The sequence below is a fragment of the Kribbella sp. genome, from assembly GCF_035687465.1.
Lineage (GTDB): Bacteria > Actinomycetota > Actinomycetes > Propionibacteriales > Kribbellaceae > Kribbella.
Genome location: NZ_DASRXP010000178.1, coordinates 1 through 26,482, shown reverse-complemented (window position 1 = coordinate 26,482; position 26,482 = coordinate 1). Strand labels below are relative to the sequence as shown.

29 protein-coding genes are annotated in these 26,482 nt (G+C 67.5%); 16 read left to right on the top strand and 13 right to left on the bottom strand.

The genetic code is table 11. The features are described 5' to 3' along the window. Window positions 1–941 (top strand): M23 family metallopeptidase (locus tag VFG33_RS09100; protein ID WP_325024423.1); only part of this gene is annotated, 941 nt, incomplete at its 5' end. Here the strand turns inward: VFG33_RS09100 and VFG33_RS09095 are convergent. Genes VFG33_RS09095 through VFG33_RS09085 form a run of 3 tightly spaced genes read right to left on the bottom strand, consistent with a single transcriptional unit; the run spans window position 942 to window position 3,222 of the window. Further along, a complete protein-coding gene (locus VFG33_RS09095) occupies window positions 942–1,436 on the bottom strand; it encodes a GNAT family N-acetyltransferase (RefSeq protein ID WP_325024421.1) in 495 nt (164 codons plus the stop codon). Between the two features lie 26 nt (window positions 1,437–1,462). Further along, window positions 1,463–2,518, bottom strand: a complete 1,056-nt coding sequence (locus VFG33_RS09090) for a sensor histidine kinase (RefSeq protein ID WP_325024425.1) — start codon at window positions 2,516–2,518, stop codon at window positions 1,463–1,465. A gap of 41 nt (window positions 2,519–2,559) precedes the next feature. Beyond that, window positions 2,560–3,222: a response regulator transcription factor gene (locus VFG33_RS09085; RefSeq protein WP_325024420.1), complete on the bottom strand. Its 663-nt coding sequence runs from the start codon at window positions 3,220–3,222 to the stop codon at window positions 2,560–2,562. An 88-nt stretch (window positions 3,223–3,310) separates the two neighbouring features. On the opposite strand from VFG33_RS09085, the gene VFG33_RS09080 reads away from it, so the two are divergent. Continuing rightward, the gene (locus tag VFG33_RS09080; RefSeq protein WP_325024418.1) at window positions 3,311–3,955 is read left to right on the top strand and encodes a M15 family metallopeptidase; all 645 of its coding nucleotides are present in this window, start codon (window positions 3,311–3,313) and stop codon (window positions 3,953–3,955) included. An 8-nt stretch (window positions 3,956–3,963) separates the two neighbouring features. Here the strand turns inward: VFG33_RS09080 and VFG33_RS09075 are convergent, their stop codons facing one another. Continuing rightward, on the bottom strand, window positions 3,964–4,485 hold the full coding sequence (locus VFG33_RS09075) for an arsinothricin resistance N-acetyltransferase ArsN1 family B (protein WP_325024416.1): 522 nt from the start codon (window positions 4,483–4,485) through the stop codon (window positions 3,964–3,966). 39 nt (window positions 4,486–4,524) lie between these two features. Between VFG33_RS09075 and VFG33_RS09070 the strand changes: the two genes are divergently transcribed. Continuing rightward, window positions 4,525–5,088, top strand: coding sequence for a helix-turn-helix domain-containing protein (locus VFG33_RS09070; protein WP_325024414.1), 564 nt, complete (start codon window positions 4,525–4,527; stop codon window positions 5,086–5,088). A gap of 139 nt (window positions 5,089–5,227) precedes the next feature. Next, a complete protein-coding gene (locus VFG33_RS09065) occupies window positions 5,228–6,481 on the top strand; it encodes a TerC family protein (RefSeq protein ID WP_325024412.1) in 1,254 nt (417 codons plus the stop codon). 7 nt (window positions 6,482–6,488) lie between these two features. Here VFG33_RS09065 and VFG33_RS09060 read toward each other — a convergent pair whose 3' ends face one another. After that, on the bottom strand, window positions 6,489–7,385 hold the full coding sequence (locus tag VFG33_RS09060; RefSeq protein ID WP_325024410.1) for a hypothetical protein: 897 nt from the start codon (window positions 7,383–7,385) through the stop codon (window positions 6,489–6,491). A gap of 153 nt (window positions 7,386–7,538) precedes the next feature. Between VFG33_RS09060 and VFG33_RS09055 the strand changes: the two genes are divergently transcribed. Continuing rightward, window positions 7,539–10,817 (top strand): BTAD domain-containing putative transcriptional regulator, encoded by a 3,279-nt coding sequence (locus VFG33_RS09055; RefSeq protein ID WP_325024409.1) that lies wholly within the window; start codon window positions 7,539–7,541, stop codon window positions 10,815–10,817. An 8-nt stretch (window positions 10,818–10,825) separates the two neighbouring features. Here the strand turns inward: VFG33_RS09055 and VFG33_RS09050 are convergent, their stop codons facing one another. Continuing rightward, entirely contained in the window at window positions 10,826–11,863 is a 1,038-nt protein-coding gene (locus tag VFG33_RS09050) for a LacI family DNA-binding transcriptional regulator (RefSeq protein WP_325024407.1), read from the bottom strand. Next, a complete protein-coding gene (locus VFG33_RS09045) occupies window positions 11,860–12,867 on the bottom strand; it encodes an alpha/beta hydrolase fold domain-containing protein (RefSeq protein ID WP_325024405.1) in 1,008 nt (335 codons plus the stop codon). Before VFG33_RS09045 ends, VFG33_RS09050 begins: the two co-directional genes overlap by 4 nt. Window positions 12,868–13,005: 138 nt before the next feature. On the opposite strand from VFG33_RS09045, the gene VFG33_RS09040 reads away from it, so the two are divergent. From VFG33_RS09040 to VFG33_RS09030, 3 genes are all read left to right on the top strand, one after another. Continuing rightward, window positions 13,006–13,449 carry a VOC family protein gene (locus VFG33_RS09040; RefSeq protein WP_325024403.1) on the top strand — a complete coding sequence of 148 codons (444 nt, stop codon included), beginning with the start codon at window positions 13,006–13,008 and terminating at the stop codon, window positions 13,447–13,449. A 67-nt stretch (window positions 13,450–13,516) separates the two neighbouring features. Further along, window positions 13,517–14,359: a TrmH family RNA methyltransferase gene (locus VFG33_RS09035; protein ID WP_325024401.1), complete on the top strand. Its 843-nt coding sequence runs from the start codon at window positions 13,517–13,519 to the stop codon at window positions 14,357–14,359. A 10-nt stretch (window positions 14,360–14,369) separates the two neighbouring features. Continuing rightward, window positions 14,370–14,759: a VOC family protein gene (locus VFG33_RS09030; protein ID WP_325024399.1), complete on the top strand. Its 390-nt coding sequence runs from the start codon at window positions 14,370–14,372 to the stop codon at window positions 14,757–14,759. A 40-nt stretch (window positions 14,760–14,799) separates the two neighbouring features. Here VFG33_RS09030 and VFG33_RS09025 read toward each other — a convergent pair whose 3' ends face one another. Both VFG33_RS09025 and VFG33_RS09020 read right to left on the bottom strand, forming a co-directional pair. Continuing rightward, window positions 14,800–15,861: an FG-GAP repeat domain-containing protein gene (locus tag VFG33_RS09025; RefSeq protein ID WP_325024397.1), complete on the bottom strand. Its 1,062-nt coding sequence runs from the start codon at window positions 15,859–15,861 to the stop codon at window positions 14,800–14,802. A 136-nt stretch (window positions 15,862–15,997) separates the two neighbouring features. Beyond that, window positions 15,998–16,795: a class I SAM-dependent methyltransferase gene (locus VFG33_RS09020; protein WP_325024395.1), complete on the bottom strand. Its 798-nt coding sequence runs from the start codon at window positions 16,793–16,795 to the stop codon at window positions 15,998–16,000. A 109-nt stretch (window positions 16,796–16,904) separates the two neighbouring features. Between VFG33_RS09020 and VFG33_RS09015 the strand changes: the two genes are divergently transcribed. The 3 genes from VFG33_RS09015 (at window position 16,905) to VFG33_RS09005 (ending at window position 19,125) form a co-directional block, all read left to right on the top strand. Continuing rightward, window positions 16,905–17,441 (top strand): P-loop nucleotide/nucleoside kinase family protein, encoded by a 537-nt coding sequence (locus VFG33_RS09015; RefSeq protein ID WP_325024393.1) that lies wholly within the window; start codon window positions 16,905–16,907, stop codon window positions 17,439–17,441. Window positions 17,442–17,510: 69 nt separating this feature from the next. Then, on the top strand, window positions 17,511–18,209 hold the full coding sequence (locus VFG33_RS09010; RefSeq protein ID WP_325024391.1) for an RraA family protein: 699 nt from the start codon (window positions 17,511–17,513) through the stop codon (window positions 18,207–18,209). 22 nt (window positions 18,210–18,231) lie between these two features. Next, window positions 18,232–19,125 (top strand): aldo/keto reductase, encoded by an 894-nt coding sequence (locus VFG33_RS09005; protein ID WP_325024389.1) that lies wholly within the window; start codon window positions 18,232–18,234, stop codon window positions 19,123–19,125. Between the two features lie 38 nt (window positions 19,126–19,163). On the opposite strand, the gene VFG33_RS09000 is transcribed toward VFG33_RS09005, so the two are convergent. The 4 genes from VFG33_RS09000 to VFG33_RS08985 form a co-directional block, all read right to left on the bottom strand. After that, the gene (locus VFG33_RS09000) at window positions 19,164–19,499 is read right to left on the bottom strand and encodes a hypothetical protein (RefSeq protein WP_325024387.1); all 336 of its coding nucleotides are present in this window, start codon (window positions 19,497–19,499) and stop codon (window positions 19,164–19,166) included. 83 nt (window positions 19,500–19,582) lie between these two features. Then, entirely contained in the window at window positions 19,583–20,419 is an 837-nt protein-coding gene (locus VFG33_RS08995; RefSeq protein ID WP_325024385.1) for an alpha/beta fold hydrolase, read from the bottom strand. A 46-nt stretch (window positions 20,420–20,465) separates the two neighbouring features. Continuing rightward, entirely contained in the window at window positions 20,466–21,632 is a 1,167-nt protein-coding gene (locus VFG33_RS08990; protein WP_325024383.1) for a hypothetical protein, read from the bottom strand. A gap of 91 nt (window positions 21,633–21,723) precedes the next feature. Next, entirely contained in the window at window positions 21,724–22,530 is an 807-nt protein-coding gene (locus VFG33_RS08985) for a methyltransferase domain-containing protein (protein ID WP_325024381.1), read from the bottom strand. A gap of 86 nt (window positions 22,531–22,616) precedes the next feature. Here VFG33_RS08985 and VFG33_RS08980 point away from each other — a divergent pair, with 86 nt between their 5' ends. The 5 genes from VFG33_RS08980 to VFG33_RS08960 all read left to right on the top strand — a co-directional run. After that, the gene (locus VFG33_RS08980; RefSeq protein ID WP_325024379.1) at window positions 22,617–22,937 is read left to right on the top strand and encodes a PNPOx family protein; all 321 of its coding nucleotides are present in this window, start codon (window positions 22,617–22,619) and stop codon (window positions 22,935–22,937) included. Between the two features lie 41 nt (window positions 22,938–22,978). Beyond that, window positions 22,979–23,431 carry a hypothetical protein gene (locus VFG33_RS08975; protein WP_325024378.1) on the top strand — a complete coding sequence of 151 codons (453 nt, stop codon included), beginning with the start codon at window positions 22,979–22,981 and terminating at the stop codon, window positions 23,429–23,431. Between the two features lie 313 nt (window positions 23,432–23,744). Continuing rightward, complete coding sequence (locus VFG33_RS08970; RefSeq protein ID WP_325024376.1) at window positions 23,745–24,287, top strand: hypothetical protein; 543 nt, start codon at window positions 23,745–23,747, stop codon at window positions 24,285–24,287. Next, window positions 24,281–24,721, top strand: coding sequence for a hypothetical protein (locus VFG33_RS08965; RefSeq protein ID WP_325024374.1), 441 nt, complete (start codon window positions 24,281–24,283; stop codon window positions 24,719–24,721). Before VFG33_RS08970 ends, VFG33_RS08965 begins: the two co-directional genes overlap by 7 nt. 294 nt (window positions 24,722–25,015) lie before the next feature. Further along, window positions 25,016–26,482: helix-turn-helix domain-containing protein (locus VFG33_RS08960; RefSeq protein WP_325024372.1), on the top strand; the 1,467-nt coding region annotated here is incomplete at its 3' end.

Below are 26,482 nucleotides of genomic sequence, written 5' to 3'. Positions count from 1 at the left end.
TCGACTTCTGGAAGGCTCTCGTGTCCCCTCACCATGACGTGTCGGAAGCAGAACGGCCGACACCTCGCCGTGCGACCGGCTCCCGTCGGGTGGCCAAGCACCGATCCACCCGTCGGACCACCACTCAGCGCGGTGTCCAGCTGGTCGGCCTGACCGCCGCCCTGGCCGCTGCCGCCGGCACCGCGGGGGCCGGCATCTCGTCGTCCTCCACCACGGCGGACGCCAGCGCCAGCATCAACCCCACCCAGCAGGAAGCGATCAGCGCGGCCCGGATCGACCGACGGGACCTCGGCTCCCGCGACCTGTCCCGGTTGGAGCTGTCGCTCGCCGCGACCCGCCAGGCTCAAGCAGCTCAGGCAGCCAAGACCCGCGCCGCGAAGCTGGCAGCCGATGCGACGCTCACCAAGCGCCGGGCACTCGCACTCTCCGCGGCCAAGGCCGCGGCTGCTGCGAAGGCTGCCGCGGCTGCCAAGGCCGCGGCCGCTGCCAAGGCGGCTGCTACTGCGAAGGCGGTGGCTGCCGCGAAGGCCGCCGCAGCTGCCCCGAAGGTCGTCCTGCCGACGACCGGCTACCACCTGACCGCCCGCTTCGGGCAGGGCGGCAGCCGCTGGGCGAACAACCACACCGGTCTCGACTTCGCCGCCCCGATCGGTACTCCGGTCCGCTCGGTGATGGCCGGCGAGGTGATCCAGGCGGAGTTCGCGGGTGCGTACGGTCGCCAGGTGAAGGTCCGTCACGACGACGGCACGGTGACGTCGTACAGCCACATGTCCGCCTTCGCCGTCTCGGTCGGTGACTCGGTCGCCGCCGGAGACAAGGTCGGCGCTATCGGCGTCACCGGCAACACCACCGGTCCGCACCTCCACTTCGAGGTCCTCCCCAACGGCGGCCCCGCCATCGACCCCGAGCCCTGGCTCCGGGACCACGGCATCAACCCGTAGTCAGAGGAACTTGGCGAGGGCCAGTTTGTCCACGGACTGGCCCTCGATGATGAACTCGCGCAGATGGGTGCCTTCGACGATGTAGCCGTGGCGTTCGTACAGGCGTCTGGCGACGGCGTTCGTGGAGTGCACCCTCAAGGTGAGCTTGCGGGCGCCGCGGCGCTTTCCTTCGGCGGCGGCGGCTTCGAGCAGGAGTGAGCCGATGCCGCGACCGCGGGCCTCGGCGGCCACGGCGAGGCCGTTGATCGAGAGCACCCCGTCGCCTTCGGGGAACCTGTACTTGTTCTGCAGGCGGAGGTAGCCGAGCAGCTCCCCGTTGTCCTCGGCAACCAAGTGGTCGTCGACGTTGCTGCGCTCGGTGAAGAACGAGTCACGCCCCTCGGCGCCGAGCGAGGGGAAGCCCGAACTGGCGTCCCAGGCTGTGAGTTCGATGGCGAGAAGCGCGGCGTCATCGGATTCCACCGCTAGGCGAACGGTCGGACGGTTGTCAGTCACCTTCCTATCCTCACCCCGGCACAAGGTCACCTGGACAGGGATGCCTCGGGAAGGGTGGTTGTGACGGTGAGGCCGCCTGCGGGGTTGGGGTTCAGGGCGAGGGTGGCATGGTGGGTCTCGGCGATTCGGGCGACCAGGGCCAGGCCGAGACCGTGGCCGGCGGAGTACCGGCCCTTGGGTTTGGTGAAGGGCTCCGTCAGCGTGCGGACCGCAAGGGGCGCGAGAACCGGGCCCGTGTTGCTGACGATCAGCTCGCGATGACGAACAGTGAGCTTCATCGCACCACCCTCGGCAAGGTTGTGCCGGATGGCGTTCTGGCCGAGGTTCATGACCAGTTGGTGCAGCAGTACTTCGTTGCCCAGTACGACGGTCTCCTCGAGCTCGGCGCTCAGAGTGACACCGGCGCCGGCGGCCTCGTCCTTCAGTTCGGTCAGCGCCTGACGGGTGATCGTGGCCAGGTCGACCGGCTCCAGGTCGACCGTGCGGTTGTTCAGGGACGCCAACGTCAGGAGCGCCTCGACGATGTCGATGCCACGCTGGTTCGTCTCATGCAGCCTGCCGACCAACTGCCGGACGTCCTGGTGCTCGGGATCCGCGATCGCCACCTCGAGCATCGTCTTCATCACCGTGTGCGGCGTGCGCAGCTCATGGGACGCGTTCGCGGCGAACCGCCGGTACTGCTCGAAGGACAACTGCAATCGGTCCAGCATCTCGTCGAACGTGTCCGACAGGTCGGTGAACTCGTCCTTGATCCCGGTCAATCCGATCCGGTGATCCAGAGAACCGGTCGCCGCCAGCCGCGCGGCTGCGGTGATCTCCTGCAACGGCCGGAGCATCCGCCCCGCCAGAAGCCACCCACCCGCCATCCCCACCACTGCCAGGAAGACCAGCGCGTACGCGGACAGCGTGGTCACGGTGTGCAGGATCTCGCCCCGAGTGGCGACTGGTCCCTCGTCCCGCGGGTTGGCCGCGGTGAGTGGGTAGTTCGGCACGAACCGCATCACCGCATAGATGATGACGGCAACCACCGCGCCCGCGAAGACCAGCAGTCCCGCATAGCTCAGGGTGAGCCGCAGCCGCACGGTCAACCGGGGCCGCCACCTCACCATCGAGGTCGGCCCGCTCATCTCTCACCGATCCGGTAGCCGACGCCCGGAACCGTATGGATCACCCACGGATCACCGAGCCGCTTGCGCAGGGTGGAAATGGTGATCCGGACCGCGTTGCTGAAGGGATCCGCGTTCTCGTCCCAGGCCTGTTCGAGCAAGGACTCCGCGCTGATCACCCCGCCCTCGGCCCGCAGCAGTACTTCGAGTACGGAGAACTGCTTGCGATTCAGTTTCACGTAGTGCCCGAACCGGTAGACCTCCCGGCGGAACGGGTCCAGCCGGACCCCGGCGTACTCGAGCACCGTCGGCAACGCCTCGGCCGGGCGGCGGGCCAGCGCGCGGAGCCGGACCACCAGTTCCCGCAGCTCGAACGGCTTGGTCAGGTAGTCGTCGGCGCCCAGCTCGAACCCGGCCACCTTGTCGTCCAGCTCGCCTGCCGCGGTGAGCATCAGCACCCGGCAACGGAGGCCCTGGGCAACGATCTGCCGGCAGACCTCGTCGCCGCTCGGACCGGGGATGTCCCGGTCCAGGACGACGATGTCGTAGTCGTTGACCGCGACTGACTCCAGTGCGGCGTCGCCGTCGAACGCCAGATCCGCCGCGATCGCCTCCAGCCGCAGACCGGCCCGGATCGCCTCGGCGAGATAGACCTCGTCCTCCACGATCAGAACCCGCATACCAGCCATTGAAGCAGTCCGGGCCTATCAAAAACGTATCCGGAACCGCAGACGCTCCTGCAACACCGTGAACTGTTGGCTGGCCGGCATGACCTCAGAAGAACGGCTCCTGGCCACCCGCAAACACGAACGCCGGCTGACGGCGTTGATCGCAGTCACCCTTGTTGCCGCTGTCATCAGTTTCGGCCTTGCGGCCTGCAGCTCGCTCGACTCGAGCGGTTCCCCGGTCATCGACGACAACAGCGCCACTCACCAGCCGACTGGCACGCCGAAGAAGAAGAAGGGCGGCGCGCCGGGCGCGGAGGACGGCGTACTGCCTGACAACGCGTCGCCGTTCGACACGTCACTGCCGGGGGTGGCGAAGCTGAATCCCCAGCTACTGAAGGCGATCCAGGATGCGGCGACGGCAGCCGAGAAGAGTGGGATCAAGCTGTATCTGACCACGGGCTGGCGGAGCAAGGAGTACCAGGAGCAGCTGCTGAAGGACGCGATCGCGAAGTACGGGAGTGAGAAGAAGGCACGCGAGTACGTGTCGAGTCCCGAGGAATCGCACCATGTGACGGGACAAGCGGTCGATGTCGGTCCGACCGACGCCGATGACTGGCTCAACCGCAAGGGTGCCCGGTTCGGGCTTTGCCAGACACTCTCCAACGAGATCTGGCACTTCGAGCTCGCGACGACGCCCGGCGGAGAGTGCCCACCGATGGACAGTACTGCGAACACTCCCCGCTGACCGCCTGCTCAGCGGGGTTCGGCGGGTGGGTCTTCGCCGACCGCGAGTGGGCGCTGGGACCAGGCGACGTCGTGCCAGGCGTCGTGTTTCCAGCCGATGTTCCGGTAGGTGCCAATGGGTTCGAAGCCCAGCGCCTGGTGTAGTCCCACGCTTGCGGGGTTCGGCAGCGTCATACCGGCGATCGCGGTGCGGTAGCCCCGCTCGGTCAGTCGCTCGAACAGCGCCTCGTACAACGCTCTTCCACCGCCCGTACGCCGGCGGCGCGGCTCCAGGTAGATGCTCACCTCACAGGACCAGCGATACGCCTGACGTGGCTTCATCAGGCCGCCATACGCGTAGCCGACCACGCGCCCTTCGTCCTCGAGCACGAGCCAGGCATGCGTCTTCTGGGCGGCCGCGATCCGTTCCGCCATCTCCGCCGGGCTCGGCGGGTCCAGCTCGAAGCTGATCGCCGTCTCGCTCACATAGTGCGCGTAGATCGCCGCACAAGCCTGCGCATCCAGCCCCGAGGCGTCCCTGATCTTGGTCATGCCACTATCGTAGCCATGACATCCCCTATAGTGGCAAGCATGTTGCCGGATCCGTTGTCAGCCTCGCTGGCCGCCACCCTTCAGGCGGCCCGGATCAGCCGGGATCTCTCCGTGAACGCGCTGGCCGAGCGGTCCGGGGTCTCCCGGGCCATGATCGGCAAGGTCGAGCGCGGCGAGGCCCAGCCCACCGCAGTACTGCTCGGGCGGCTGTCCGGCGCACTCGGGATGACCTTGTCGGAACTCGTGGCGCGGGCGGAAGGCACGGGTGAGCTGCTCCGGCGAGCCGCAGACCAGCCGACCTGGACCGATCCCGCCACCGGCTACCGGCGGCGCGCGGTATCGCCGACCACCGAAGGGCCGCTCGAGCTGGTCGAGGTCGAGCTCCCGCCTGGCGCGTCCGTCTCGTATCCCGTCGACGCGTACGTCTTCAAGTATCAGCAGATCTGGGTCCTGGACGGCCATCTCCGCTTCCACGAAGGGACCGTTGTCCACGAGTTGGCCCAGGGCGACTGCCTCCAGCTCGGCCCGCCCACCCCGAGCACTTTCCACAACCCGACGGCAACGACCTGCCGCTACCTCGTCGCGATCGTCAAAGGACGCTGAACACCGTCCTACGCAGGGCCAACCGCCCCGATCGCCGAGCGATCCGTCGCGAGGCGCACCGAATCGCTCGGCGACAGGGAGTGGGTGGACGTGGTTGGCTTGGCCTGATCTTGAGCCCTTGTGATCGGAGACCGAGACGATGAGCGTGTCCCCGCTGGTCTGGACCCTGACGATCGTGGCGATCCTCGGCCTACTCGTCTTCGACTACATGTTCCACGTCCGGAAGGCGCACGCCCCGACGCTGCGGGAGGCCGCCTTCTGGTCCGGCCTGTACGTCGGGATCGCGCTGCTGTTCGGCATCGGCACTCTGATTTTCGGCGGTACCGCGATGGGCTCGGAGTACTTCGCCGGGTACATCACCGAGAAGGCACTGTCGGTCGACAACCTGTTCGTGTTCCTGATCATCATGAGCAGCTTCCGGGTCCCCCGGGAGGAGCAGCAGAAGGTGCTGCTGGTCGGCATCGTCTTCTCCCTGATCGCGCGGACCGGGTTCATCCTGCTCGGCTCGGCGCTGATCAACACCTTCGCCTGGGTCTTCTACCTGTTCGGGCTGATCCTGCTGATCACGGCCGGCAACATGTTCAAGCCGCAGACCGAGGAGTCGCACTCCGCCCAGAACGTGATCGTGCGGATCAGCCGGCGGCTGTTCCACACCACCGACTACTACGACGGCGACAAGCTGTTCACCATCAAGGACGGTCGCCGCGCCCTGACCCCGATGCTGCTGGTGATGGTGGCGATCGGCGGCACCGACCTGTTGTTCGCGCTGGACTCCATCCCGGCGATCTTCGGACTGACCCAGAACGTCTACATCGTCTTCACCGCGACCGCCTTCAGCCTGCTCGGGCTTCGTCAGCTCTACTTCCTGCTGGACGGACTGCTCGACCGGCTGATCTACCTGTCGTTCGGGCTGGCCGCGATCCTGGCGTTCATCGGCGCCAAGCTGATCCTGCACGCCCTGCACGAGAACAACCTGCCGTTCATCAACGACGGCGAACACGTCGAGGTCGTGGAGATCAGCACCGGCCTGTCCCTGATCGTCATCCTCGCGGTCCTGATCATCACGGTGCTCGCCTCGCTCTTCAGTACCCGTGGCCGGACCCAGACCGCGATGGCGAACGCCCGCCGCGACGCGACCGCCTACCTGGACTCCGAGTACACCGCCGACCCGATCGAGCGTGAGCGGATCTTCCGCCGCCTGATCGATGCGCGCGACCACATCGTCAAGCTCGGCCCCAAGGCGAAACAGATCGTCCGCAACGAGCCGGAACTCCTCGACCTGTGCAGACGTGCCGCCGAAAGCCACGACGCCGCCATCGCCTCCGGCCAACACCCCGAACCGTCAGTCTTCGGCCCGGATCCGACCCCCCTCAACGCCCCCCGCGACTCCTGAACGTCCGCTACTGGCCGTAGGCCTTGGCGGTCCAGCCGAGGGCGCCGAGGGAGCCGCCCTTGATGTCCGTGCCGACACCGTCGGTCTTGTTGGCGTCGAAGTACACCGAGGCCTTGCCTGCGGCGGTGATGCCGAGCAGCGGCCGACCGTTGGGATGCGCAGTGCAGTAGCCGGTGCTGAGGCTGGTGAAGGGTCCCCAACCACTCGCCCGCAAGACTTTCGAGGTCATCATCGTCGGGCTCGCCTGGCGAATCCGCCACTCCTTGAGCTCCCCGTCGGCGTTGGTACCGATCAGCACGTCCACGGCGGCATCACCCGTTCCGCTGCTGCGCTCGTAGGTCAGTGTGTTGACCGCGTCCCAGCCGACGTCGGCCAGCTTCACCGGCGCGGACAACGTGGGAACACCGCCTGAGGAGAACTGCGTGTAGCGATAGAGCGAGCTGCCCACGACCTGGTAGAGGTACGGCGACCCAGACGCGAGGATGCGGGTACCGCCGAACCCCGCCTTGACCCGGGTGGAGGTGTTCTTCGTGATCTTCCAGGCACCGTCGATCAACTCGCCCCGACGGCTCAACAGGTAGATGTATCCGTCGGTCGGGTGCGTGGCGTACTCGGTGCTGTTGAAGACGGTGTCGTCACCGGAGGCGCCGAGCTGCTGGTGCGCCGTCGGCACCCAGCGAAGATTGTCGTTCGCATAGGCCTTGGTGCTGGACTGGTTGCCGGAGTACACGTAGGTGAGACGCTGCCCGTCGGAGCGATACGCCGCCGTGGAGACGCTGCAGTCCACGGGAACGTCACTGAGCGCCGCGGTCGCCGGCCGGGCGGTCACGACGACTCCGGCCACGACCAGACCGGTCGCGACAACGGCCAGCGCCGTCGCGGTGGCCACGATGGATTTACGCATGATGGGGGTTCCTCCCGGGAGGTCGAGTAGTCGAGATGGCGGACCCTATGAGCCGCCATCGACGCGACACTGCCCGTACTCCGCCCGTACTGCGCCGCCTGGCCGGGGCGTTGACAGCGGGCCGCGGCCCCCGGGGTACGTAAGCTTCCCTCCGTGCCCGGACAGTCGCAGGAGGACACTCCTGGCACCGGGCATGCCCAGAAGCACGGCCACTTCGGTGAGTTCCTGCGGACGCTTCGCCAGGACGCCGGCGTGACGCAACGGGAGCTCGCAGACCGGGCCGGTCTCAGTGCGGGGGCGATCCGGGACCTGGAGCAGGGCAGGACCAAACACCCGAAGCGGGACTCGATCGAGGCCATCGTCGCCGCCCTGAAGCTGAGTGGTCAGGATGCAGACAAGCTCCAGGCCGCGGTCAAGGCGAACCGATCCGCCACCGCTTCGATCTCTGCCGGAGCCCCTGCCGCAGCCGGACCACTGCGCATCGGTATCCTCGGCCCGATCGAGGTCTGGCATGGGGACGTCCCGGTGCCCGTCAACTCCGGTCCGCAACGCACCTTGCTGGCCAGGCTCGCCCTTGGTGCGGGTACGACGGTCAGTCAGGACGAGCTCATCGATCTCCTCTGGCCGCGCGGCGTACCCCGAAACGCGGTGAATCTGCTGCACACCCGCGTCGCGAGGCTACGACGACTGCTGGAGTCGGGTGGGTCGACCAACCAGCTGGTCGGTGGCGGCTCCACCGGCTACAGGCTGGCGGTGAGCACCGGCAACCTCGACCTCCTGACATTCCGCGATCTCACGACCCAAGCAGCAGGCGCCGACCCGGAGGCGGCATTGGCGAAGCTCTCGGATGCCGTGGCGCTGTGGCGCGGCGATACAGATGTGGAGCCGATGGCGACCAACCCGCTCTACATAGCGGTCTCCAACGAGTACACGGCTGCCGTCCGGGCCTTCGCCAAGCTGGCGCGTGCTCTCGGCGAGCCGGAACGAGCACTGAAGCCATTGCGAGAGCTGACCACACGACACGAACTGGACGAGCCGCTGCATGTCGAGCTGATCCAGACCCTGGCGACGGCTGACCGGCAGGCGGAGGCCCTCGCGGTGTACGACCGGATCCGGTCCGCGCTGGCCGGCCAGCTCGGCGTCGACCCAGGCGAGCGGCTCCGTGCGGTTCATCTGGAGGTGCTCCGCCGGCAGAGCGGGTCTCCAGCGCAACCGGTGGATCGGGCGGTCATCCAGCAAGCTCCGTCGGCACCGCCGGACTTCGTCGGACGCGCGGACGAGCTGGCGACGATCTGCGCGGCACTCGGCCCGCCTGGCGCGCCTTCCTCCCGAGTCGTCCTGATCAATGGCATCGCGGGGGTCGGCAAGACCGCCTTGGCCCTGACCGCCGCGCACCGGCTCCGCGCTGAGTATCCGGATGGACAGCTCTACGCCGACCTGCGCGGCAGCGACGCGACGACACCTGCACCGATCCAGGTGCTCGGCCGCTTTCTCCGCGCGCTCGGCGTACCCAGCCGGCTGATCGGCACCGACGAGACCGAAGCAGCCGCACTGCTCCGCAGCGAGCTCGCCGACCGCCGGATGCTGGTACTGCTGGACAACGCACAAGACACGGCCCAGGTACGAGGGCTCCTGCCGGGCGCCGGGCGCAGCGACGTGATCGTGACCAGCCGACGCCGACTGCCGGAGCTGGCCACCGCCGGCGTCGTGGACCTCGAGCCGCTCCGCCGCGAGGAGGCAATCCTGCTGATCGCCTCCACCGCGAGAACGCCTCGGCTCGATGCCGACCCTCAAGGTGTGAGCGCGCTCGCGGAGGCGTGCGGCCGGCTTCCGCTCGCGCTGCGCATCGCCAGCGCGCGGCTCGCCACCCGGCCGGAGTGGACGGCCGCCGACCTGGCCCGCCGCCTCGACGACGGCAACCGGCGCCTCACCGAGCTCAGCCTTGGCGAGTCCAGCGTGCTCAGCAGCTTTCAGCTCAGCTACGCCGACCTGAGCTCCCCTGCCCAGCGAGCCTTCCGACTGTGCAGCCTGCACCCCGGCGACGACTTCAGTGCCGACAGCACGGGGGTTCTGCTCGGGATGCCGACGACCGAGGCCGATCGAGTACTGGAAGACCTCCTCGAGGCGAACATGCTCCTGCAGCTCGCGAAGAACCGCTACCGGTTTCACGATCTGCTCGGGCTCTACGCCCGTCGGCTTCTCGCCGAGGACGCCGAAGGGGACACCGCACGGACCCGGCTGTACTCCTGGTACGCCGAGGCGGTGACGGCCGCGATCGATTGGGCCTATCCGCAACTCGTGCGGCTCAGTGCCCATCCCGAACCGGACAGATTCTTCGACTCGGAAACCGGGGCACTCGACTGGCTCGACGACGAACTGGGCGCCTTGCTGGCGGTCGTGGAGGATACGGCGGAGTCGGGCGAAAGGGCGTTGTCCTGGCAAATCATGGACCAACTGCGGGGATACTTCATGATTCGCGGGTATGCCGACGGCTGGCTACCGGCGGCACAGGCCGGCACGGCTGCCGCCATGACGGCCGGTGACAAGTTCGCGCAGGTCGCCATGCTGCTCAATCGCGGCCAGGCGTTGGGGGACGCCGGCCAGGACGAGGACGCGCTGTCCGACTGTCTCGCCGGCCAGGCCCTCGCGGTGGCCGTCGGCTGGACCACAGCCGCTGCCTATCTGGCCCACCAGATCGGGTGGTTTCGGCTGGAGCGGGGCAAGCTCGGCGACGCCGAGCTGTGGATGCGCCGCGCCCTCGAGTTGACCGAAGACGATCAGGACGGCCACGTTCGTTCCATCGCGCTCAGCGGTCTCGGGACGACGCGCCTGCACCAGGGCGAACTGCGGGAGGCAGCCGAGCTGTACGGTTCCGCGCTCCAGATCAACGAGACCGGCCGGGAGACATCCCCTCTCGCCATCCGGGGCAACCTGGCGAGCGCCCTTCGGCAGTTGGGTGCGGTCGATCAGGCGGCCGCACTGCTCAGCGAGGTACTGGATGCCTACCAACGCCGCTCGCACCTCCGCGGCGAGCTGTCCACGCTGGACGAATGGGCACGGTTGTACAGCCAGCGCGGAGACGGACCGGCTGCGCTGCGGGCGGCACTGCGAGCACACCACCTCGCTCTCGTCGTCCGCGACCGAAAGGCCCAGGCCCAGACCGCGGGGACCGTGGCAGTGGCCCACCTCACCCTCGGCGACACTCTCGCCGCGATCGAGTGGAGCGAAGACTGCCTCACGATCGCGCGCGGCGGATGGCCGTACATCGAAACACAGGCACTGCTCACCCTGGCCACTGCGCGACGCGGCACCGGTAACACGACAGCCGCGATCAAGGCCGCCGAGGAGGCTGCGTCGATCGCCCGATCCTGCGGATTCCGCCGACTCGAGGCCCAAGCCACGACCGCCGAGCCTGCCGGCCACGGGCGATGAGCGTGCTGTCAGGCGGTGGATCGAATGATGAGCTGGGCCGGCAACATCACGTGCTGGACGCCGGGCGATCTCCCGTTCAACTGGTCGAGTAGCAGGCCGCCGGCGATCCGGCCGGACTCGACGAACGGCTGGTGGACGGTGGTGAGGTCCAGCGCGTCGGCGAAGTCGGTGCCGTCGTACCCGGTCACGGCGACGTCCTCCGGGACCCGGACGCCCTTGGCGCGCAGGCCGCTGACCAGGCCGGCCGCGATGTCGTCGAAATGCGCGAGCAATGCGTCCGGCAGGGTGCCCGCGCCGATCATCTCGGCGGCCGCGCGGCGACCACCCTCGACATCATGACTGGTGATCTGGCGCTTCATCGCGCCAGGCGGCAGCCCGGCATCGGCCAGGGCCCGCTGGAGACCGCGCATCCGCAGGATGCCCGCCGACAGGAAGGTCTCCGACTTCTGCGCCTCGCTGACATAGGCGAAGGTCCGATGCCCCTGACCGGCCAGGTACTTGCCGACCAGGTACCCGCCGGCCTCGTCATCGACGTTCACGCTACTGAGATCGGGATGGAAGCTGTCGATGAGGACCGTGGCCAATTGACGTTGCGCGAGCCGGCGAGCCATCGCGTCCTTCAGCGGCAACCCCATGATCAGTACGCCGTCGAGGCGGCCGGTGACCGGGAGCGAGCCGAGCAGCGGCGAGGCCGCCTCGGTCACCGACTGCTGATCGAAGAGCACGACCTCGATCGCTTGTCCGGCGCAAGCCTCCAGTACGCCGACCAGCCGGCTGCGATACGAGGCATACGACGTGAAGGGCGCCAGTACTCCGATCCGCCCGACTCCCTTGCGGGCCCGGCTGACCGCGGCGGCCTTCGGGGTGAACCCGAGTTCGTCGATCACGGCCATCACCCGGGCGAGCGTCTCGGCGCCGACCCGGTCCGGCCGGTTGAGCGCGTTGGAGACGGTCGTGATCGAGACCCCGGCCCGTTCGGCGATGTGGTAGATCGTCACGGTCGCGGCGGGTCCGCGGGCCGGTGGCGTCCTCGATTGTTTGCTCATGGCATCCTCTGCGTGCTCGGCTCTCGGCGCACGGCGGCTGGCTGAACCGGTCGTCGATGCACCTCCGCCAGGATGGCGAGGATGTCGTCCTGCCAGCGTCGCGCCGTCGGCCAGGTCGCCGTCAGGATCGGCGACCCGTGCAGGGCGCCCGGATAGCGGGTGACCGAGGCGACCACGCCGGCCGCCTGCAAGCGCCGTACGAACTCCTCGCCCTCGGCGCGCAGGGGATCGAGCCCGGCCGTGAGCACGTACGTCGGGGGAAAACGGGTCAGGTCTTCCAGGAAGTACGGCGAGGCCAGCGGTGTGGTGGCGGGTGCCCCGGCGAGGTAGGCCGCAGCCGCCCGGTCGTACTCGTCCTGGACCTGGACAAGCAGCTCCGCCTCCTCAGGATCAAGGCCGAGCTCGCGGATCGCGGCCCGCGCACTGTGCCCGGTCAGATCCAGAAACGGTACTTCGAGGACCAGGGCGGCGATGGTCAGCTCCGGAGCGGCGGCAACTGCGGCTGCCGCGAGATTCGCACCGGCCGAGGCGCCCCCCAGACTGACCACCCCTGCATCCACCCCCAACGATGCGGCGCTGTCGATCACCCAGCGGGTGGCGGCGAGGATGTCGTCCACCGGGATCGGGAAGGGGTGCTCGGGGGCCAGCCGGTACTCGACCAGGACGACCACGCAGCCTGTCTCCACCGCTCGGTGGCGGGCGGTAGCGTCGGCGACGAGCTCGTCGATCGAGCCGGTGCTCCAGCCGCCGCCGTGGATCAGGACATGGGCGGGTAAGTTGCCGGTGGCAACAGGGTGGTAGCTGCGGACCAGGATGGTGCCGCCTTCGACGGCGACCTGGTGGTCCTGGATCGCGTGGACCTCGGGACCGGGCAGGCCGAACAAGGTGAAGATCCGGTCGATGTCCTTGGTCAGCAGGAGTCGGCGGGTCGCGACGTCGACGCCGGAGAACATCATCGGGTCCGTCGCCTCGAGGTGGGCACGGACGGCCGGCTCGAACGTCATGTCCGCTCCTCACGCAGTCGGAGGGTTTCGAGGATGAGCTTGTCAGGGCCGCGCGTCAAGTGCTTTACCTAAAGAAGTTCATGGCTGTCGGAAGGGCCTGCCATGCTGATCGGCAGCAGAAGCTCTTGGAGGTCTCGGATGGCCGTGTCGTACCAACTGGTGATCGACTGCAGGTCACCCGAACCGCTTGCTCGTTTCTGGGCTGCGGCCTTGCACTACGTCATCGCACCTGCGCCGACCGGCTTCGACTCGTGGGACGACTTCTACCGGTCGATCGGTGTGCCCGAGGCTGAGCTCGGTATCGGCTTCGACCGCATCGAGGACCCGGTCGGTGGGGGCCCGCGGATCTGGTTCCAGATCGTCCCCGAGAAGAAGTCGATCAAGAACCGCATCCACATCGACGTGAACGCGAGCGGTGACCGCGACTCGTCCCTCGACAGCAGGCGCGAACGTGTCGAGGCTGAGGCAGAGCGGCTCGTCGCTCTCGGCGCAACGCGGCTGCACACGATGGCCGAAGAGGGTCTGGACCACTACGCCGTCGCGATGACCGATCCAGAAGGAAATGAGTTCGATATCAACTAGCGGTTGCTGACGGCATCCCTTCAGTAGGGTGTGCTGGGCCAAGGTTCGACACGAGAGGTTCATGGCGATGCAGCGGATCAGCAGCCGGAATGCCCGCTTCCAGGTGTGGCAGGCGTTGCTGTCCAACCGGAACAAGCGGCAGCGGGCTGGAGAGTTCCTGGTCCAGGGCGTTCGGCCGATCAGCATCGCGGTCGAGCGCGGCTGGCCGATCCGGGTGCTGATCCACGACGCCGAGCGGCCGCTGTCGCGCTGGGCGCAGGAGTTGCTGCAGCAACAGCGGGACGTCGAGCACGTGAGCATGGCGCCTGGCCTGCTGGCCGAGCTCGGTGAGAAGGCCGAGTCCGCGCCCGAACTGGTGGCGGTGATGGAGCTTCCGCCGGACGATCTCGAGCGGCTCGAGGTCGGTCCGGATTTCCTCGGCGTGGTGTTCGACCGGCCGACGACACCGGGCAACATCGGCTCGATCATCAGGTCGGCGGACGCGTTCGGCGCCGACGGGTTGATCGTCACCGGGCATGCCGCCGATGTGTACGACCCGAAGTCGGTGCGCGCGAGTACGGGCTCGATCTTCGCGCTGCCTGCGGTCCGGGTGCCGTCGCAGCGGGAGGTGATGGAGTGGGTCGACGCGCAGCGCCGGCTCGGCCATCCGATCGTGATCGTGGGCACGGACGAGAACGGGTCGGCCGATATCTTCGACTTCGATCTGACCCAGCCGACGTTGCTGCTGATCGGCAACGAGACCTCCGGGCTGAGCGCGGCCTGGAGAGAGCTCGCCGATCACCTGGTCCGGATCCCGATGAGCGGATCCGCCAGTTCGCTGAACGCGGCCAACGCGGCGACCGCCGTACTCTACGAAGCCTCGCGGCAGCGTGCCCAAAAGTTCAAGACCGCCGGCGGTCGTTCCGCCTAGCGTGCGTGGCATGAAACCTTCTGTGCGCCCGCAGCCGATGATCGCGGTGTCCGATGTCGAGAAGAGCAGCACCTGGTACTGCGCTGTGCTGGGCGCGGCGAGCGCCCACGGCGGACCGGAGTACGAGCGGCTCGTCGTCGACGGCACGCTGATCCTCCAACTGCACAAGGTGGACGTAGGACACCACCACGGGACGATCGGTGATCCGTCGCTGCCGCTGGGGAACGGGGTCGCGGTGTGGTTCGAGGTCGACGCGCTCGAGGAGGGCGCCGCGCGGGCTCGTGCTTTCGGTGCGACCGTGCAGACCGACGTGCACCACAATCCCAACGCCAACCATGACGAGCTGTGGTTGCGCGACCCGGATGGGTATCTCGTCGTCCTCGCCGGGCTGGAGAAATGACCGGCCCCGATCTGCTACTCGGGGCCGGTCGCTCAGTGGATCAGGACTCGCAGCCGATCCCGTCATTGTCTGCGTCGAAGTTGTGCGGATCGGGGGCGAGCACCTTGAAGTTGCGGTAGGAAATCTGGCCGCAATCCAGGTCTGGCGGCGGCGGCTTGATGCAGACGGTCGGGTACGACTTGTCGCAATTGACCGGCGGAGGCGGCGGAGGTGGCGGCGGGGTGACCGGGACCCGGTAGCGAAGGTTCCAGGTGCCGGTGGACTGTCGGAAGATGACCTGGTCCGTGCCGGTATCACCGGCGTAGTTGCCGGGCTGCGGTTTGTCGCCGTTCACTCCCCAGGTGATCGGGCTGCCGCCGCGGATGTTCCACGAGCCGCTGGACGGGCGGAAGATCCCGATGTCGGCCTTGGCCGTGCCGACCCAGTTCGCCGGCACCGGGATGTCGCCGTTCACGCCCCAGGCCACTTGGGTCGCACCGCGCACGATCCACCGCGCTGTCGCCTTCCGGAACACCGCCAGGTCGGCGTGCCCATCACCGAGGTAGTCAGCCGGTACTGCGGTGTCGCCGTTCGCGCCCCACGTGATGGTGGCTGCGCCGCGGATGAACCACTTGCCGGTGGACGGCCTGAACACGGCCGCTTCGGCTCGGCTGTCCCCGGTGTAGTTCGCCGGTACGGGCTGGTCACCAGCCTGCCCCCACACGAACTGACCGACGCCCCGGACGTACCAGAAGCCGTTGGACGGCCGGAAGACCGCGAGCTCGACGCGGCCGTCGCCGTTGAAGTCGGCCGGCACCGGGATGTCGTTCTTCTGCCCGAACTGGATCGATGCGACGCCCCGGATGTACCAGGTCCCGTTGCTCGGACGGAACACGGCGAGCTCGTACCGGCTGTCGCCTGAGTAGTTGCGGGCGACCGGAATGTCGCCGTTCTGCCCGAACTTGATGGCCGCCGTCACCACCTTCGTCGCGGCGGCCCTAGCGGTTGCGGTTGTTGTGGTGGTCGTGATGGTCGCGGCCGGTTTGGCCTGCGCCGGTGCGGTCAGGCTGACAGCGGCGATCGCCGCCACCGTGAGCCCGAACGCGACGGGTCGGTAACGCATGCGGTGTTTCCCCCTCGGGATGACAGGCGGCTTCTATCGCCGGCCGTCCCTCCCCAGAGCCCGGCCGGGCACACCGCCAATGCCCGTACATCGCCCTACCGTCTTGATCGTTACAACAAAGTTTTGACCGGAAAAATCAAGGGGTGGCAACGATCTCACCATGGAGGATCGACAGGAAACCGTCGGGCGCCGCAGCCCAGGTCTGCCAGGCGGTGGAGATGCGTTGCAGAGCCTCATCCGGTACGCCGGTGGCGCGTGCCTGGCGGGCCAGATCCGAATGGAGAATGCGGTCGGCCCACATCCCGCCCCACCAGTCGCGGTCCTCCTGGTTCGCGAAGGTCCACAGGCTCGCCGTCGCCTCGACCTGTTCGAACCCCGCCGCTCTGGCCCACGACAACAAACGCCGCCCCGCGTCCGGTTCGCCTTGGTTGGCGCGGGCCAACCGCTGGTAGAGCTCCATCCACTCGTCCAGCTCCGGCAGTTCCGGGAACCACGTGAACGCGCGGTAGTCCGAGTCCCGTACTGCGACGATTCCGCCGGGCTTACAGACGCGTCGCATCTCCCGCAACGCCTGCACGGGATCACCTACATGCTGAAGAACCTGGTGCGCGTGGACGACGTCGTACGAGTCGTCTGGAAGGTCGAGGCGATGGACGTCGCCGACGATGAGGTCGACCGAATTCGCCTGTCGCTCGATGATGGTCGCGCGCGTGATGTCGAGGGCGGCCTCGCTCGCCTCGAGTGCGGTGGTCCGTCCGGGTTCGACCAGGGCGGCGAGATCCGCGGTGATCGTGGCGGGGCCGGCGCCGATGTCGAGGAGGGACATGCCGGGCCGCAGGTGGGGCAAGAGATAGCCGGCCGAGTTCTCCGCGGTACGCCAGCGGTGCGACCGCAGTACCGACTCGTGGTGGCCGTGCGTGTACACGTTATTCATAGCGGACCCCTTCGTCCTCGCCGACCCTCTGAGGCTACTCCGGAGTCTTGCTAATTGAGACATATCATCTTGAATAACGAGACACCGGAGGTTGCTCTAGGCTGCGGCGGTGGGAGTCAAGCCGATGGTGATCGTGATCAGTGGGCCGCCGGGGAGTGGGAAGACGACCTTGGCGCATCGGGTCGCGGCGGCGGTCGGGTGTCCGGCCATCTGCCGGGACGAGATCAAGGAAGGCATGGTTCACGCGACTCCCGCGTTCGTTGCGGGGCCAGCTGATCCATTGAGCATCCGGACGTTGGCGACCTTCTTCGATGTCATCGGCCTGCTGATCAGTCGCGGTACCACCGTCGTCGCCGAGGCGGCCTTCCAGGACCGACTCTGGCGACCCGGCCTGGCCCCGTTGGCGGAGTCGGCCGACATCCGGATCATCCACTGCACGGTCTCCCCCGAGGTCGCCCACGCCCGGATCACCTCACGAGCGGCGTCCAACCCCCTGCGCAAAGCACACGAAGACGGCGAGCGCCCGGCCGAAACCAGGCTCACGTCCTTCGACCCGATCTCCCTCCCCGTCCCCACCCTCACCGTCGACACCACCGAGGGCTACTCCCCCGCCCTCCCCGAGATCACCACCTTCCTCACCCGCTGAGGGCGACCACGTGTCCGCAGTACGGCGTACTGGTGGTGCGGTATCGCTTCTCTGACTAAGGTCAGAAAAATGGACCACCAGGAACTGCAGAAGCGTTTCGCGGAACTCACCACCGCTCACGTCGCGGACGCCTGCCGGCGAACGCAGATCCCCGTGCGCACCGTCTCGCTCACCCCCGTCCTCCCCGGGCGGCTCGCCGGTCGGGTGCTGCCCGCGCGGCATGTCGGCAGCGTCGACATCTTCCTCGAAGCCTTCGGGTCGGCCGAGCCGGGCGATGTCCTCGTCGTCGACAACGGCGGCCGGCGGGACGAGGCCTGCGTCGGCGATCTGATGGCGCTCGAGGCCCAGGCCGCTGGGATTTCCGGACTTGTGGTGTGGGGGCTGCATCGCGACACCGTCGACATCCGGGCGATCGGACTGCCGGTGTACAGCCTCGGTTCGCTGCCGACCGGCCCACTCCGTCTGGACTCGCTGCCGCCGGATGCATTGGAGTTCGCGAACGTCGGCGAGTGGACGGTCACCACCGCGGACGTAGTACTGGGTGACGACGACGGCGTGGTGTTCATCCCGGCCGACCGGACCGCCGAGCTCTTCGACCTGGCCGAGTCGATCCGCGACAAGGAACACCGCCAGGCCGAGCGGATCCGGTCCGGTACGTCGTTGCGCGAGCAGGTGTTGTTCGACGCGTTCCTGGCCGGCCGGGCGCGGCGTCCTTCACTGACCTTCCGCGAGCACCTCCGCGAAGTCAGCGGCGCGATCGAGGAGTAAGGCCGCCCGCTATGCTCGCGAGATGCCTTCTGACATCTCCGCGGCTGCCGCGGGTACCTGGAAATTAGGCGACTTCACCATCAACCGGATGGGTTTCGGCGCGATGCGCACCACGGCGAACCCAGACACCGCAGTGGCGATCCGCGTACTGCGTCGCGCCGTCGAGCTCGGCGTCAACCACATCGACACCGCCGCGTTCTACCGCTCCCCGGGTGGCACGCTCGGGGTCGGCGAAGGGCCTGCCCGCTTTGCCAATGAGCTGATCCGGGAGGCGCTGGCGCCGTACCCGGAGGGTCTTGTCATCACCACCAAGGTCGGTCCCGGCGAGGATGCCGACGGCAACTTCTACAACGCGAAAACCGCGGCCGAGCTCCGCACGCAGGTCGAGCAGAACCTCCGCCAGCTGGGCAAGGAGGTCCTCGACGTGGTCAACCTGCGCATCATCAAGAAGCCCGGCGAGGACTCGATCGCCGAGCGCTTCGGTGCTCTCGCCGACCTCCGCGACCAGGGGCTGATCCGGCAGCTCGGCATCTCCAACGTCCAGCCGGACCACCTCGACGAGGCGCAGGCGATCGCACCGGTCGTCTGCGTGCAGAACTTCTACTCCCTCGACACCCACAGCGACGACGACGCGTTCCTCAAGCTCTGCGGTGAGCGCGGGGTGGCGTACGTGCCGTTCTTCGCCATCGCCGGCACCTCGCGCGAAGGTGGCGCCACAGCTGATCACAGCGAGGCGCTGCAGGCACTCGCCAAGTCGAAAGGCGTGACGGAACAGCAGTTGCGCCTGTCCTGGACCCTCCACCAAGGCACGCACGTCCTCGCCATCCCCGGCACTGGCAACCCCGCCCACCTGGAGGAAAACATCGCCGCCGGCGCCATCAACCTCACCCCGGAAGAACTCGCCAGCCTCAGCTGACTGGTTCGAGGCAACGCGCGCCGGCTGACGGGAGACGGTCAGCCGGCCGCTTGGCCGATCGCGGTGCGGATCGCTGGGACGACCTCCTGGGACCAGCGTTTCAGCACGACCTCGAACGACTCGTCGCCGCGCGGGAACAAGATGAACCCGGACGCGCCGTACTCGAGCACCGCGCCGGTCAGCTCCTCGATCCACTGCTCAGGCGAGCCGCCGACCCAGCGACCGTCGTCATCACGGACCCGCCCCAACGGGCGGGACGTGATGACGCCGGGGAAGTTGTAGATGGTCGCGACGTCCGCCGGCTTCCGGACCGCCGCGCCTGCCAGATCTCGCTGACGGCCCCAGGCACCTCCCTCGCCCACAAGGCCCCACAACGCTTACACCGCGCGGATTGACGCCCTCACCGCCGATGTACCCGCCACCCAGCAAAAGGCCCTGATCGCAGCCATCGCCACGATCACTTCCTGAGGAACTCCGCGGTGGTGGCGACGAAGCGATCAGGGTCGTCGACCCACGGGAAGTGCCCGGCTCCTGGCTGGATCACGAACTCGGCCTTCGGGAACAGCGCCGCGAACTCCGCCACGACGGCCGGCGGAGAGTTGAGGTCGACCTCACCGGCCAGGACCAAAACGGGTGCCTCGAACGCGGCCAGCGCAGTACGGGTGGTCGCTGGGTCGTAAGCGCCATCAGAGCCGTAGATGGCTGCGGCTTCGTCGTTGCGATGACCGTCCTGGGCCGCGTGGTGAGCTTGCGCCGCCGCGTCCCAACGGCCGTAGAACAAGGGGTCGATGGCCTTCCAGCTGTCGTCGGTTGCCTGGCCGGTGACGATGGCTTCCATCGCCGCAACGGCCTCCGGCTGATCGTTCTTGCGGAGCCGCGCGATCTCGAGCCGGTTCTCCCCGGTGATCGCGAGGCCGACAGCGAAGGGGCTCGGTGTGATCAGAGCAAGCTTCGCCACGCGCTCCGGGTATTTGGCCGCATACAACGTCGCGAGGTTCGTACCGCCGGAATGCGCGAGCAGGTCGAACCGCTCAAGACCGAGGTGCTCGCGCAGAGCCTCGACATCGCCGACGAGCCGGTCAGCGCGATAGGAGCTCACATCCTCCGGCACCGCGGACTGGCCGGTGCCCCGAGGATCCAGCAGGACCATCTGCCGATGCGCCACCAGCCCACCGAGGTCCCCGAGGTACTCGGCATCCTGCATCGGACCACCCGGCAAGCAGATCACCGGGTCGCCCTCTCCTACCAAGCGATACGCGAGCACGGTCCCGTCAGGAGCGGAGAAGGTAGGCATGCCAGGGAGCCTGTCAGCGCCGCTCTGACCTGAGCAACCAGTTAACTCACTTTGCGGCGAGGTACAGGCGGAGGATCGAGTCGTAGTCGACGATCTCGAAGTCCGGCGCTGATGCGGCCGCCACCTCGAACTCAGTCGGGTCTACGTTCTCCTGGCTGGCGATCACCAGCAGCTTCCGCGGGTCGCTGACCTCGATGCCGTACTTCGCCTTCGCGAACGCCTGGTTCTCGGGGCTCTTGAAGTACTCCTCGTACTGCGCAAGCCGAGCAGCCCCTTCAGCCACGGGCCTCACGAACGTCCGGTGACGCTTCTTGCCTTTGGCCGTGTTCGCGGTCTCGAGCAGCGGCAAGGTGAGATCTCCGACGATGTGGCTGCCGTCCGCACGCTCCAGGATGAAGTCCGGGTGGATCGCGATCTCGTCCGCGCCCGGCGTACCGTCGCGCCACTCGAGGAACGGTTCGTGGATCAGCTTGGTCGCGTCGAACGTCGACAACAGGATGTCCTCGTGCTGCTGCAGGAAATCACCGACGGTCGTCTCGTGCAGGCCGTGCATCAGGTAGGTGCTTGCGAACGCGTCGCCCTTGAGGCTCTGTTCCACCTCGCCTCGTGGCACGCTGAAAGTGCCGACCGGATCGAGATGGGGTACCGACTCCACCAGCCGCTGCAGGAAGTCGCGGTACTTGTCGGCCGGCTCGGACCGGTGGATCGCGATCGCCAGGAAGGTCCAGTGGATGCGGACCGAGTCATCCACGCTGGAGACGAGCAGCACCCGGCTGAGCGTCGAGTAGTTCCCGGGCTCGAACTGCAGCAGCTTGTCCGCGTCGCCAGTACCCACGATCTCGTTGCCGATCATGCTCTCGGCACCGGGGAACCTGGACTCCAGCGCGACACGTCCACGCTTGGTGGCGATCGTCGAATCCTTGACGACGCTCTCCTCGCCGAGGAGCGCGACCGCCTCGGGCGCGTCGCCGCCGAAGTACTGGTCGATGCTGTCGGCCTTCTGCCGCTTGACCTCGAGCGACCGGTACTCGCGGCTCACGCCGACGAGCTCCAAGATGTTCCAGTCGGGCGTCTCCGTGAGCACCATCACCCGCGGGAAGAGCAACGGTCCCGGCAGTTCGCGCGAGTGACTGCCGAGCAGATGTTCACTCACGCTCTTCAGGTGATCGCCCCAGAACTGACTGTTCACCTTGACGAACTCGGTGGGTTTCATTGCCCGCTCTCCTCGATCACACTCAGCCAACCCCGACCTAGACATCCAACCCCCGGTCGCCCCGACCCTATTCCCCGGGCCCCCCTCGGCCTTATTCCCCGGGTCCCCGCGGCTTTTGCCCCCAGGCCGAGATCAAGGGCGCTGTCGCAAGATCAAGCTCGCCACTCGCCACATTCTTCAGATGCTGCTCGATCTCCGCCTCCGTAGCCAGACCTGCGCCCACGAGCCGCTCCCGGATCTGCTCGACAGTCGCAAGCTCCAGCGCGGTACAAGCGGGCGAGGTGATCGGAAAGAACGCATCAGCCTGTACTGCGTGCAGCCCCGCCTCACGCAGCAGCCGCGGCAACGTCCGCCCGAACGCCAACTCCGCCCCTCGACCGGCCATCAACGCCCGGAATCCCTGACGCAACCGGTTCGCCAACTGCTGCGCCGGCCCGAACTCGTCCGGGCAGATCAGCGGCTGCAACGCCGGGTCGGCATCCTCGACAACCAGCCATCCACCCGGCCGAAGCGCTCGCACCATCGAGGCAAGCGCCTCAATCCGCTGAGGCACGTGAGTCAGCAGCAACCGCGCATGCACCAGATCGAACGCTCCCGCAGGCGGCTGCTCGACACCAACGTCATGCTGCAGCACTTCAAACGCAGCCCCGTCGGCAGGCATCCACGCAGTGTCGATATCAGTGGCTACAACCCGCCCAGACGGCCCGACCTGCTCGGCCAACCACGCAGGCACGCTGACCCCGCCAGCCCCAACCTCCCAGCACGTCCACCCCGCCGACACCCCCACCGCACCGAAATGCCGGAACGTCACCGGATCAAACAACTCCGACAACGCATCAAAGCGCCGCCCAGCCTCCGACTGCTGGTTGTCGAGCAGATAACCCTCGTCAGCCGTCATGCCCCCATCCTCCACGCCACCCAACTAATGTGTTCTGTGGCGGCGCACACATCGTCGGCGCCGCTTGCGGAGGAGGGGGAACCCGTATGCCGATGCCACGCTGGTGGGGACAGCTCAACAAGCGACTGTTCAACCCGCCCGGCACCGTCTACCAAACCCCACTTGACGCGCACTCCGTCGAGGGCGGCTACCTCTTCATCCTGGTCTACGGTTCCAAGGCCGACTGGGTCCGCAACGTCCTCGCGGCCGGCCAGGCCCGCGTCACGATCGACGGCAAGGACACCGACCTGGTCCGCCCCCGACTGGTCGACGAAGCCGAAGCCTGGTCCCTCCTCCCAGCCAACGCGAAGCCCCCACGCCTCCTCCGCATCAAGGAGTACCTCCGCACCGACCTGGCCGCCGGCTAGCACCCCGCCGAAACTTGACGACCTTGCGAAGGAGTTGTGCAGTGGGCGAGGAATCGTTGTTCTATCGACCGAAAAACCCACTGGCGAGCACTGTCGGCGCGCTGCTGGGCGGCCCGACGCCGAGCCGCAAAGGCGACCCGGCTGTGCGTTTCAACCCCAACGGAGTCGAGTATCACGTGTCGTACGGACGTGGGCCGACTACTCGCCTGGGGTGGACGGAAGTCCGTGCGGTTGCGGTTCTGCCCGGACTGTTCGAAGGCCGCCAGGCGCTGTGCGTGTACCCGTTTCAGGAGCTACCGGATCCCGATATCCCAGCCGGCGAGCGCTGGACTGGTTCCGGGCCAGGCCTCGCGCTCCATTTCAAATCGTTGTTCGGCACCCCGATCGCAGTGCACTGGCATCACGTGCGAGGCCCGTCCCTCAAGAAGCTCGCCAACCGCCTGCCAACCTGGACCGAGGGCCGGATAGCTCTAACCTCAGCACGCCCAGCCTGAGGTTCGCAGCACCCGGCCTCGTCCCGACCGGCGCCCTATCGGCATGCCCTTCGGCGCCGCAGTCGCCGGCCTCCTGATTTCGGCGACGGTGAAATCGACTCGGTTCCCGAGTGCAGGTCGATCCGGAATCCCGCCGGTATCCCGCCGGTATCCCGCCTGTATCCCGCCTCGTAATCATTCCCCTGTGCAGAAATGATGCTCTCGAAGGCCCATTCGACTGTCTATCCAGTTGCAAACCCGGCCAATTGAAAGGAGCGGACTGGTCACGGTCTGGTGAGCCTCCACATACCCCCTACAAAAGGAGGAACAATTCATGACCATCAGATCGAGAATGTGGGCGTCACTGACCGTGGGGCTCGCAATGGTACTCGCGGCCGGATTCGGCGCCGCCGGGCCAGCCGCTGCCGCCCCCGGCAGCGCCGATCTCGCGGCGGCCGACGCATCCAAGCTCGGTGCGGTGCTGGACGTCCAGTACGAATCGCAACCGGACGGCTACATCAAGATCACCGAGTACGAGAACGCCACCGACATTACGGCGGTCGCCGCCGCGTGCACGATGACGACGCGCGCGTACAAGCCCACGAGGTCCGGGTCGTACCTCCGCGGCGAAGGCTACTTCAAGCTGTCAGGGTGCGGCAGCAGCCCGTTCAAGATCATCATCAGCCTTGAGATTGAGGTCAATGGCTACTGGTTGGAAGTGGCCTCATACGACTATATGGCGACCCCGCCGACCAGTGGCTATCCCCGCGTCGCCGCGACCTGCAAGAGGGGTTCCTACTCCTCCGAGCTGCTCGTCAAGCGGGGCACCACCGAGCAGTACATGACAAGCTCGATCTTGAATGTGTCGTCGTGCTGATGAACAGCGGCGATAGGGGCATTGTGAAGTTTCGACGACTGATCGCCAAGATGGCGATCGTGCTGATGGTGTTCGGGGTCGGATCGCTCGCCGCCGTCATTCCGGCATCGTCGGCAGCCGCCGCATCGCCGGCAGCCCCCGCTGCCTGCACCGCTACCACTGGTATCACTGGGCCGACCAAGAACGGGTCGGTCGTCAATGTTGTCTTTCGCATCAACGTGGCCGGGTGCTCCGGCAGGTACTGGACGGAGTACAGCAACATCGCCGGGCCGGGGGCCTCGGACGACGGACGAACCCAGACTTACCGTGGGGATCGCAATTACTCGCTCCACATGACTGTGCCGTGCCGGACCGGCACCTACAAGGTCTATCTGAAAATCATCGGCGACGGCTTCGATGGGTTCAGGGAGGCGTCGAAGTACATCCGCTGCTGATCCCAGCGCTGTAGCCGGTTCCGGACCCGCGTCGGACGCGGGTCCGGAACCGGCTACAGTCGTGAATTCGAAGTGGATTGACACCACGTCGGCTGGAAATTCTTATCGCGCGCAGCCAGACGTCTGCGTGTTTATCAATGTTTGATCGCGATGTCGTCCGCAATGTTTGCCCGAGGCCTGTGGGACCTGCCGGTGGGCAAAGCCACGCCCGGGGCTGGTCACCGAGGTAGTGGCGGTGGTGTGCTGGGGCAGTTGTCACGGATTGTGGCCTCGTCGTAGCATTATCATCACGCCATGCCTGGCCGAGCGTCCGACGCCCTCAGTAATCTCAGGTCACTGCGGTTGCGGGCGATGATGTCGCAAGTGGAGCTCGCCTCCAAGGCGGGCCTCGGGATCCGCACGGTCCGTGACATCGAGTCGGGAAAGGTACGGCCGCAACCGAAGACCTTGCGACTGCTCGCCGAGGCGCTCGGCCTGGAATCGGACGGCCGGGCGCTGCTGACCGGGTCGCCGGAACGGGTGGCGGCGGTGCCCCGTGAGCTGCCGAGGGCGCTCACGGCGTTCACCGGGCGGGGAAGCCACCTGGACGCGCTCCTGACCGCCGTCGACGACGGCGCCTCCGTCGTCGCGGTGCACGGCATGGCGGGCGTCGGGAAGACCTCCCTGGCAGTGTGGGTCGCCCATACCCTCGCCTCCCGGTACCCCGACGGGCAGCTGTTCGTGGACCTGCACGGGTTCACCCACCCCGGCGGGACCCGCCCGGAACTGAAGTCCGTGTTGACACGGGTGCTGCGCAGTCTCGAACCGACCGATCGGACCCTCCCCGCGGACTGCGACGAACTCACCGCCCGATACCGCAGCGCCATCGCCGACCGCCGACTCCTCCTGGTGCTCGACAACGCGGCGAGCGCGGAGCAGGTGGAAGCGCTGCTGCCGGGGACGCCAGGCAGTCTCATCCTGGCGACGAGTCGGCGCGACCTGTCTTCCCTGGTGGGTGCGCACTCGGTGCCCCTCGAACCGCCGCCGATGCGCGAAGCCGTCGGGATGCTCAGTGCCGCCGTTGCCGGCCGGATCACCGAGGCGGAGGCCGTCGCGGTCGCGGAGCGCTGCGGGCGTCTGCCTCTGGCGATGGGACTGGCTGCGGCCCGCCTGCGCAGCCGTCCCCGGTGGCGAGTCGCGGACCTGCTGGAGCGCCTCTCCGACGAAGACCGCTTTCTCGACGAACTCGACATGGGGCACCGAGGCGTCGCCGCGGCACTGCGCGCCTCGTATCTCGAACTGGACGCCGACCACCGGCGCCTGCTGCGGCGGCTCGGCCTCGTACCCGGTCACGACGTGGACGTCTACGCCGCCGCCGCATTGTGCGACGTGGACGAGGAGCGGGCAGCAGCGATGCTGGAGTCTCTTGTGGACGTGCATCTCGCGGAGACCCGGTCGCCCGGGCGGTACCGGATGCACGACCTGGTGCGGCTGTTCGCGTCCCGGCTCGCCGGGCTGGAGGAGACCCAAGCCGACCTGGACGAGGCCTTCCTCCGGCTGGTCGGCGTCTACCTGCACTTCACGTACCAGGCGGCGGCACGGCTGCATCCGAACAAGCGCCGTTTCACCGAAGGCAAGGCCGTACACGATGCCGGCCTCCCCGGCTTCACGAACCAGCCCAGCGCATTGGCGTGGTTCCACACCGAACGCAGCAATCTGGAGTCTGCGGTGGTCGCCGCGGCGCACGCAGGGCAGCTCGAACCCGCCTGGCATCTGGCTACG

Bases quoted from the DNA above. Each gene is read 5' to 3' on its own strand.
- VFG33_RS08985 (WP_325024381.1), bottom strand. From the start codon at position 22,530: ATGACGGCTGACGAGGGTTATCTGCTCGACAACCAGCAGTCGGAGGCT.
- VFG33_RS08990 (WP_325024383.1), bottom strand. From the start codon at position 21,632: ATGAAACCCACCGAGTTCGTCAAGGTGAACAGTCAGTTCTGGGGCGAT.
- VFG33_RS09005 (WP_325024389.1), top strand. From the start codon at position 18,232: ATGCCTTCTGACATCTCCGCGGCTGCCGCGGGTACCTGGAAATTAGGC.
- VFG33_RS09070 (WP_325024414.1), top strand. From the start codon at position 4,525: ATGTTGCCGGATCCGTTGTCAGCCTCGCTGGCCGCCACCCTTCAGGCG.
- VFG33_RS09040 (WP_325024403.1), top strand. From the start codon at position 13,006: ATGGCCGTGTCGTACCAACTGGTGATCGACTGCAGGTCACCCGAACCG.
- VFG33_RS09050 (WP_325024407.1), bottom strand. From the start codon at position 11,863: ATGAGCAAACAATCGAGGACGCCACCGGCCCGCGGACCCGCCGCGACC.
- VFG33_RS09010 (WP_325024391.1), top strand. From the start codon at position 17,511: ATGGACCACCAGGAACTGCAGAAGCGTTTCGCGGAACTCACCACCGCT.
- VFG33_RS09045 (WP_325024405.1), bottom strand. From the start codon at position 12,867: ATGACGTTCGAGCCGGCCGTCCGTGCCCACCTCGAGGCGACGGACCCG.
- VFG33_RS08995 (WP_325024385.1), bottom strand. From the start codon at position 20,419: ATGCCTACCTTCTCCGCTCCTGACGGGACCGTGCTCGCGTATCGCTTG.
- VFG33_RS09035 (WP_325024401.1), top strand. From the start codon at position 13,517: ATGCAGCGGATCAGCAGCCGGAATGCCCGCTTCCAGGTGTGGCAGGCG.
- VFG33_RS08980 (WP_325024379.1), top strand. From the start codon at position 22,617: ATGCCGATGCCACGCTGGTGGGGACAGCTCAACAAGCGACTGTTCAAC.
- VFG33_RS09060 (WP_325024410.1), bottom strand. From the start codon at position 7,385: ATGCGTAAATCCATCGTGGCCACCGCGACGGCGCTGGCCGTTGTCGCG.
- VFG33_RS09080 (WP_325024418.1), top strand. From the start codon at position 3,311: ATGACCTCAGAAGAACGGCTCCTGGCCACCCGCAAACACGAACGCCGG.
- VFG33_RS09030 (WP_325024399.1), top strand. From the start codon at position 14,370: ATGAAACCTTCTGTGCGCCCGCAGCCGATGATCGCGGTGTCCGATGTC.
- VFG33_RS09075 (WP_325024416.1), bottom strand. From the start codon at position 4,485: ATGACCAAGATCAGGGACGCCTCGGGGCTGGATGCGCAGGCTTGTGCG.
- VFG33_RS09065 (WP_325024412.1), top strand. From the start codon at position 5,228: ATGAGCGTGTCCCCGCTGGTCTGGACCCTGACGATCGTGGCGATCCTC.
- VFG33_RS09025 (WP_325024397.1), bottom strand. From the start codon at position 15,861: ATGCGTTACCGACCCGTCGCGTTCGGGCTCACGGTGGCGGCGATCGCC.
- VFG33_RS09020 (WP_325024395.1), bottom strand. From the start codon at position 16,795: ATGAATAACGTGTACACGCACGGCCACCACGAGTCGGTACTGCGGTCG.
- VFG33_RS08970 (WP_325024376.1), top strand. From the start codon at position 23,745: ATGACCATCAGATCGAGAATGTGGGCGTCACTGACCGTGGGGCTCGCA.
- VFG33_RS09085 (WP_325024420.1), bottom strand. From the start codon at position 3,222: ATGCGGGTTCTGATCGTGGAGGACGAGGTCTATCTCGCCGAGGCGATC.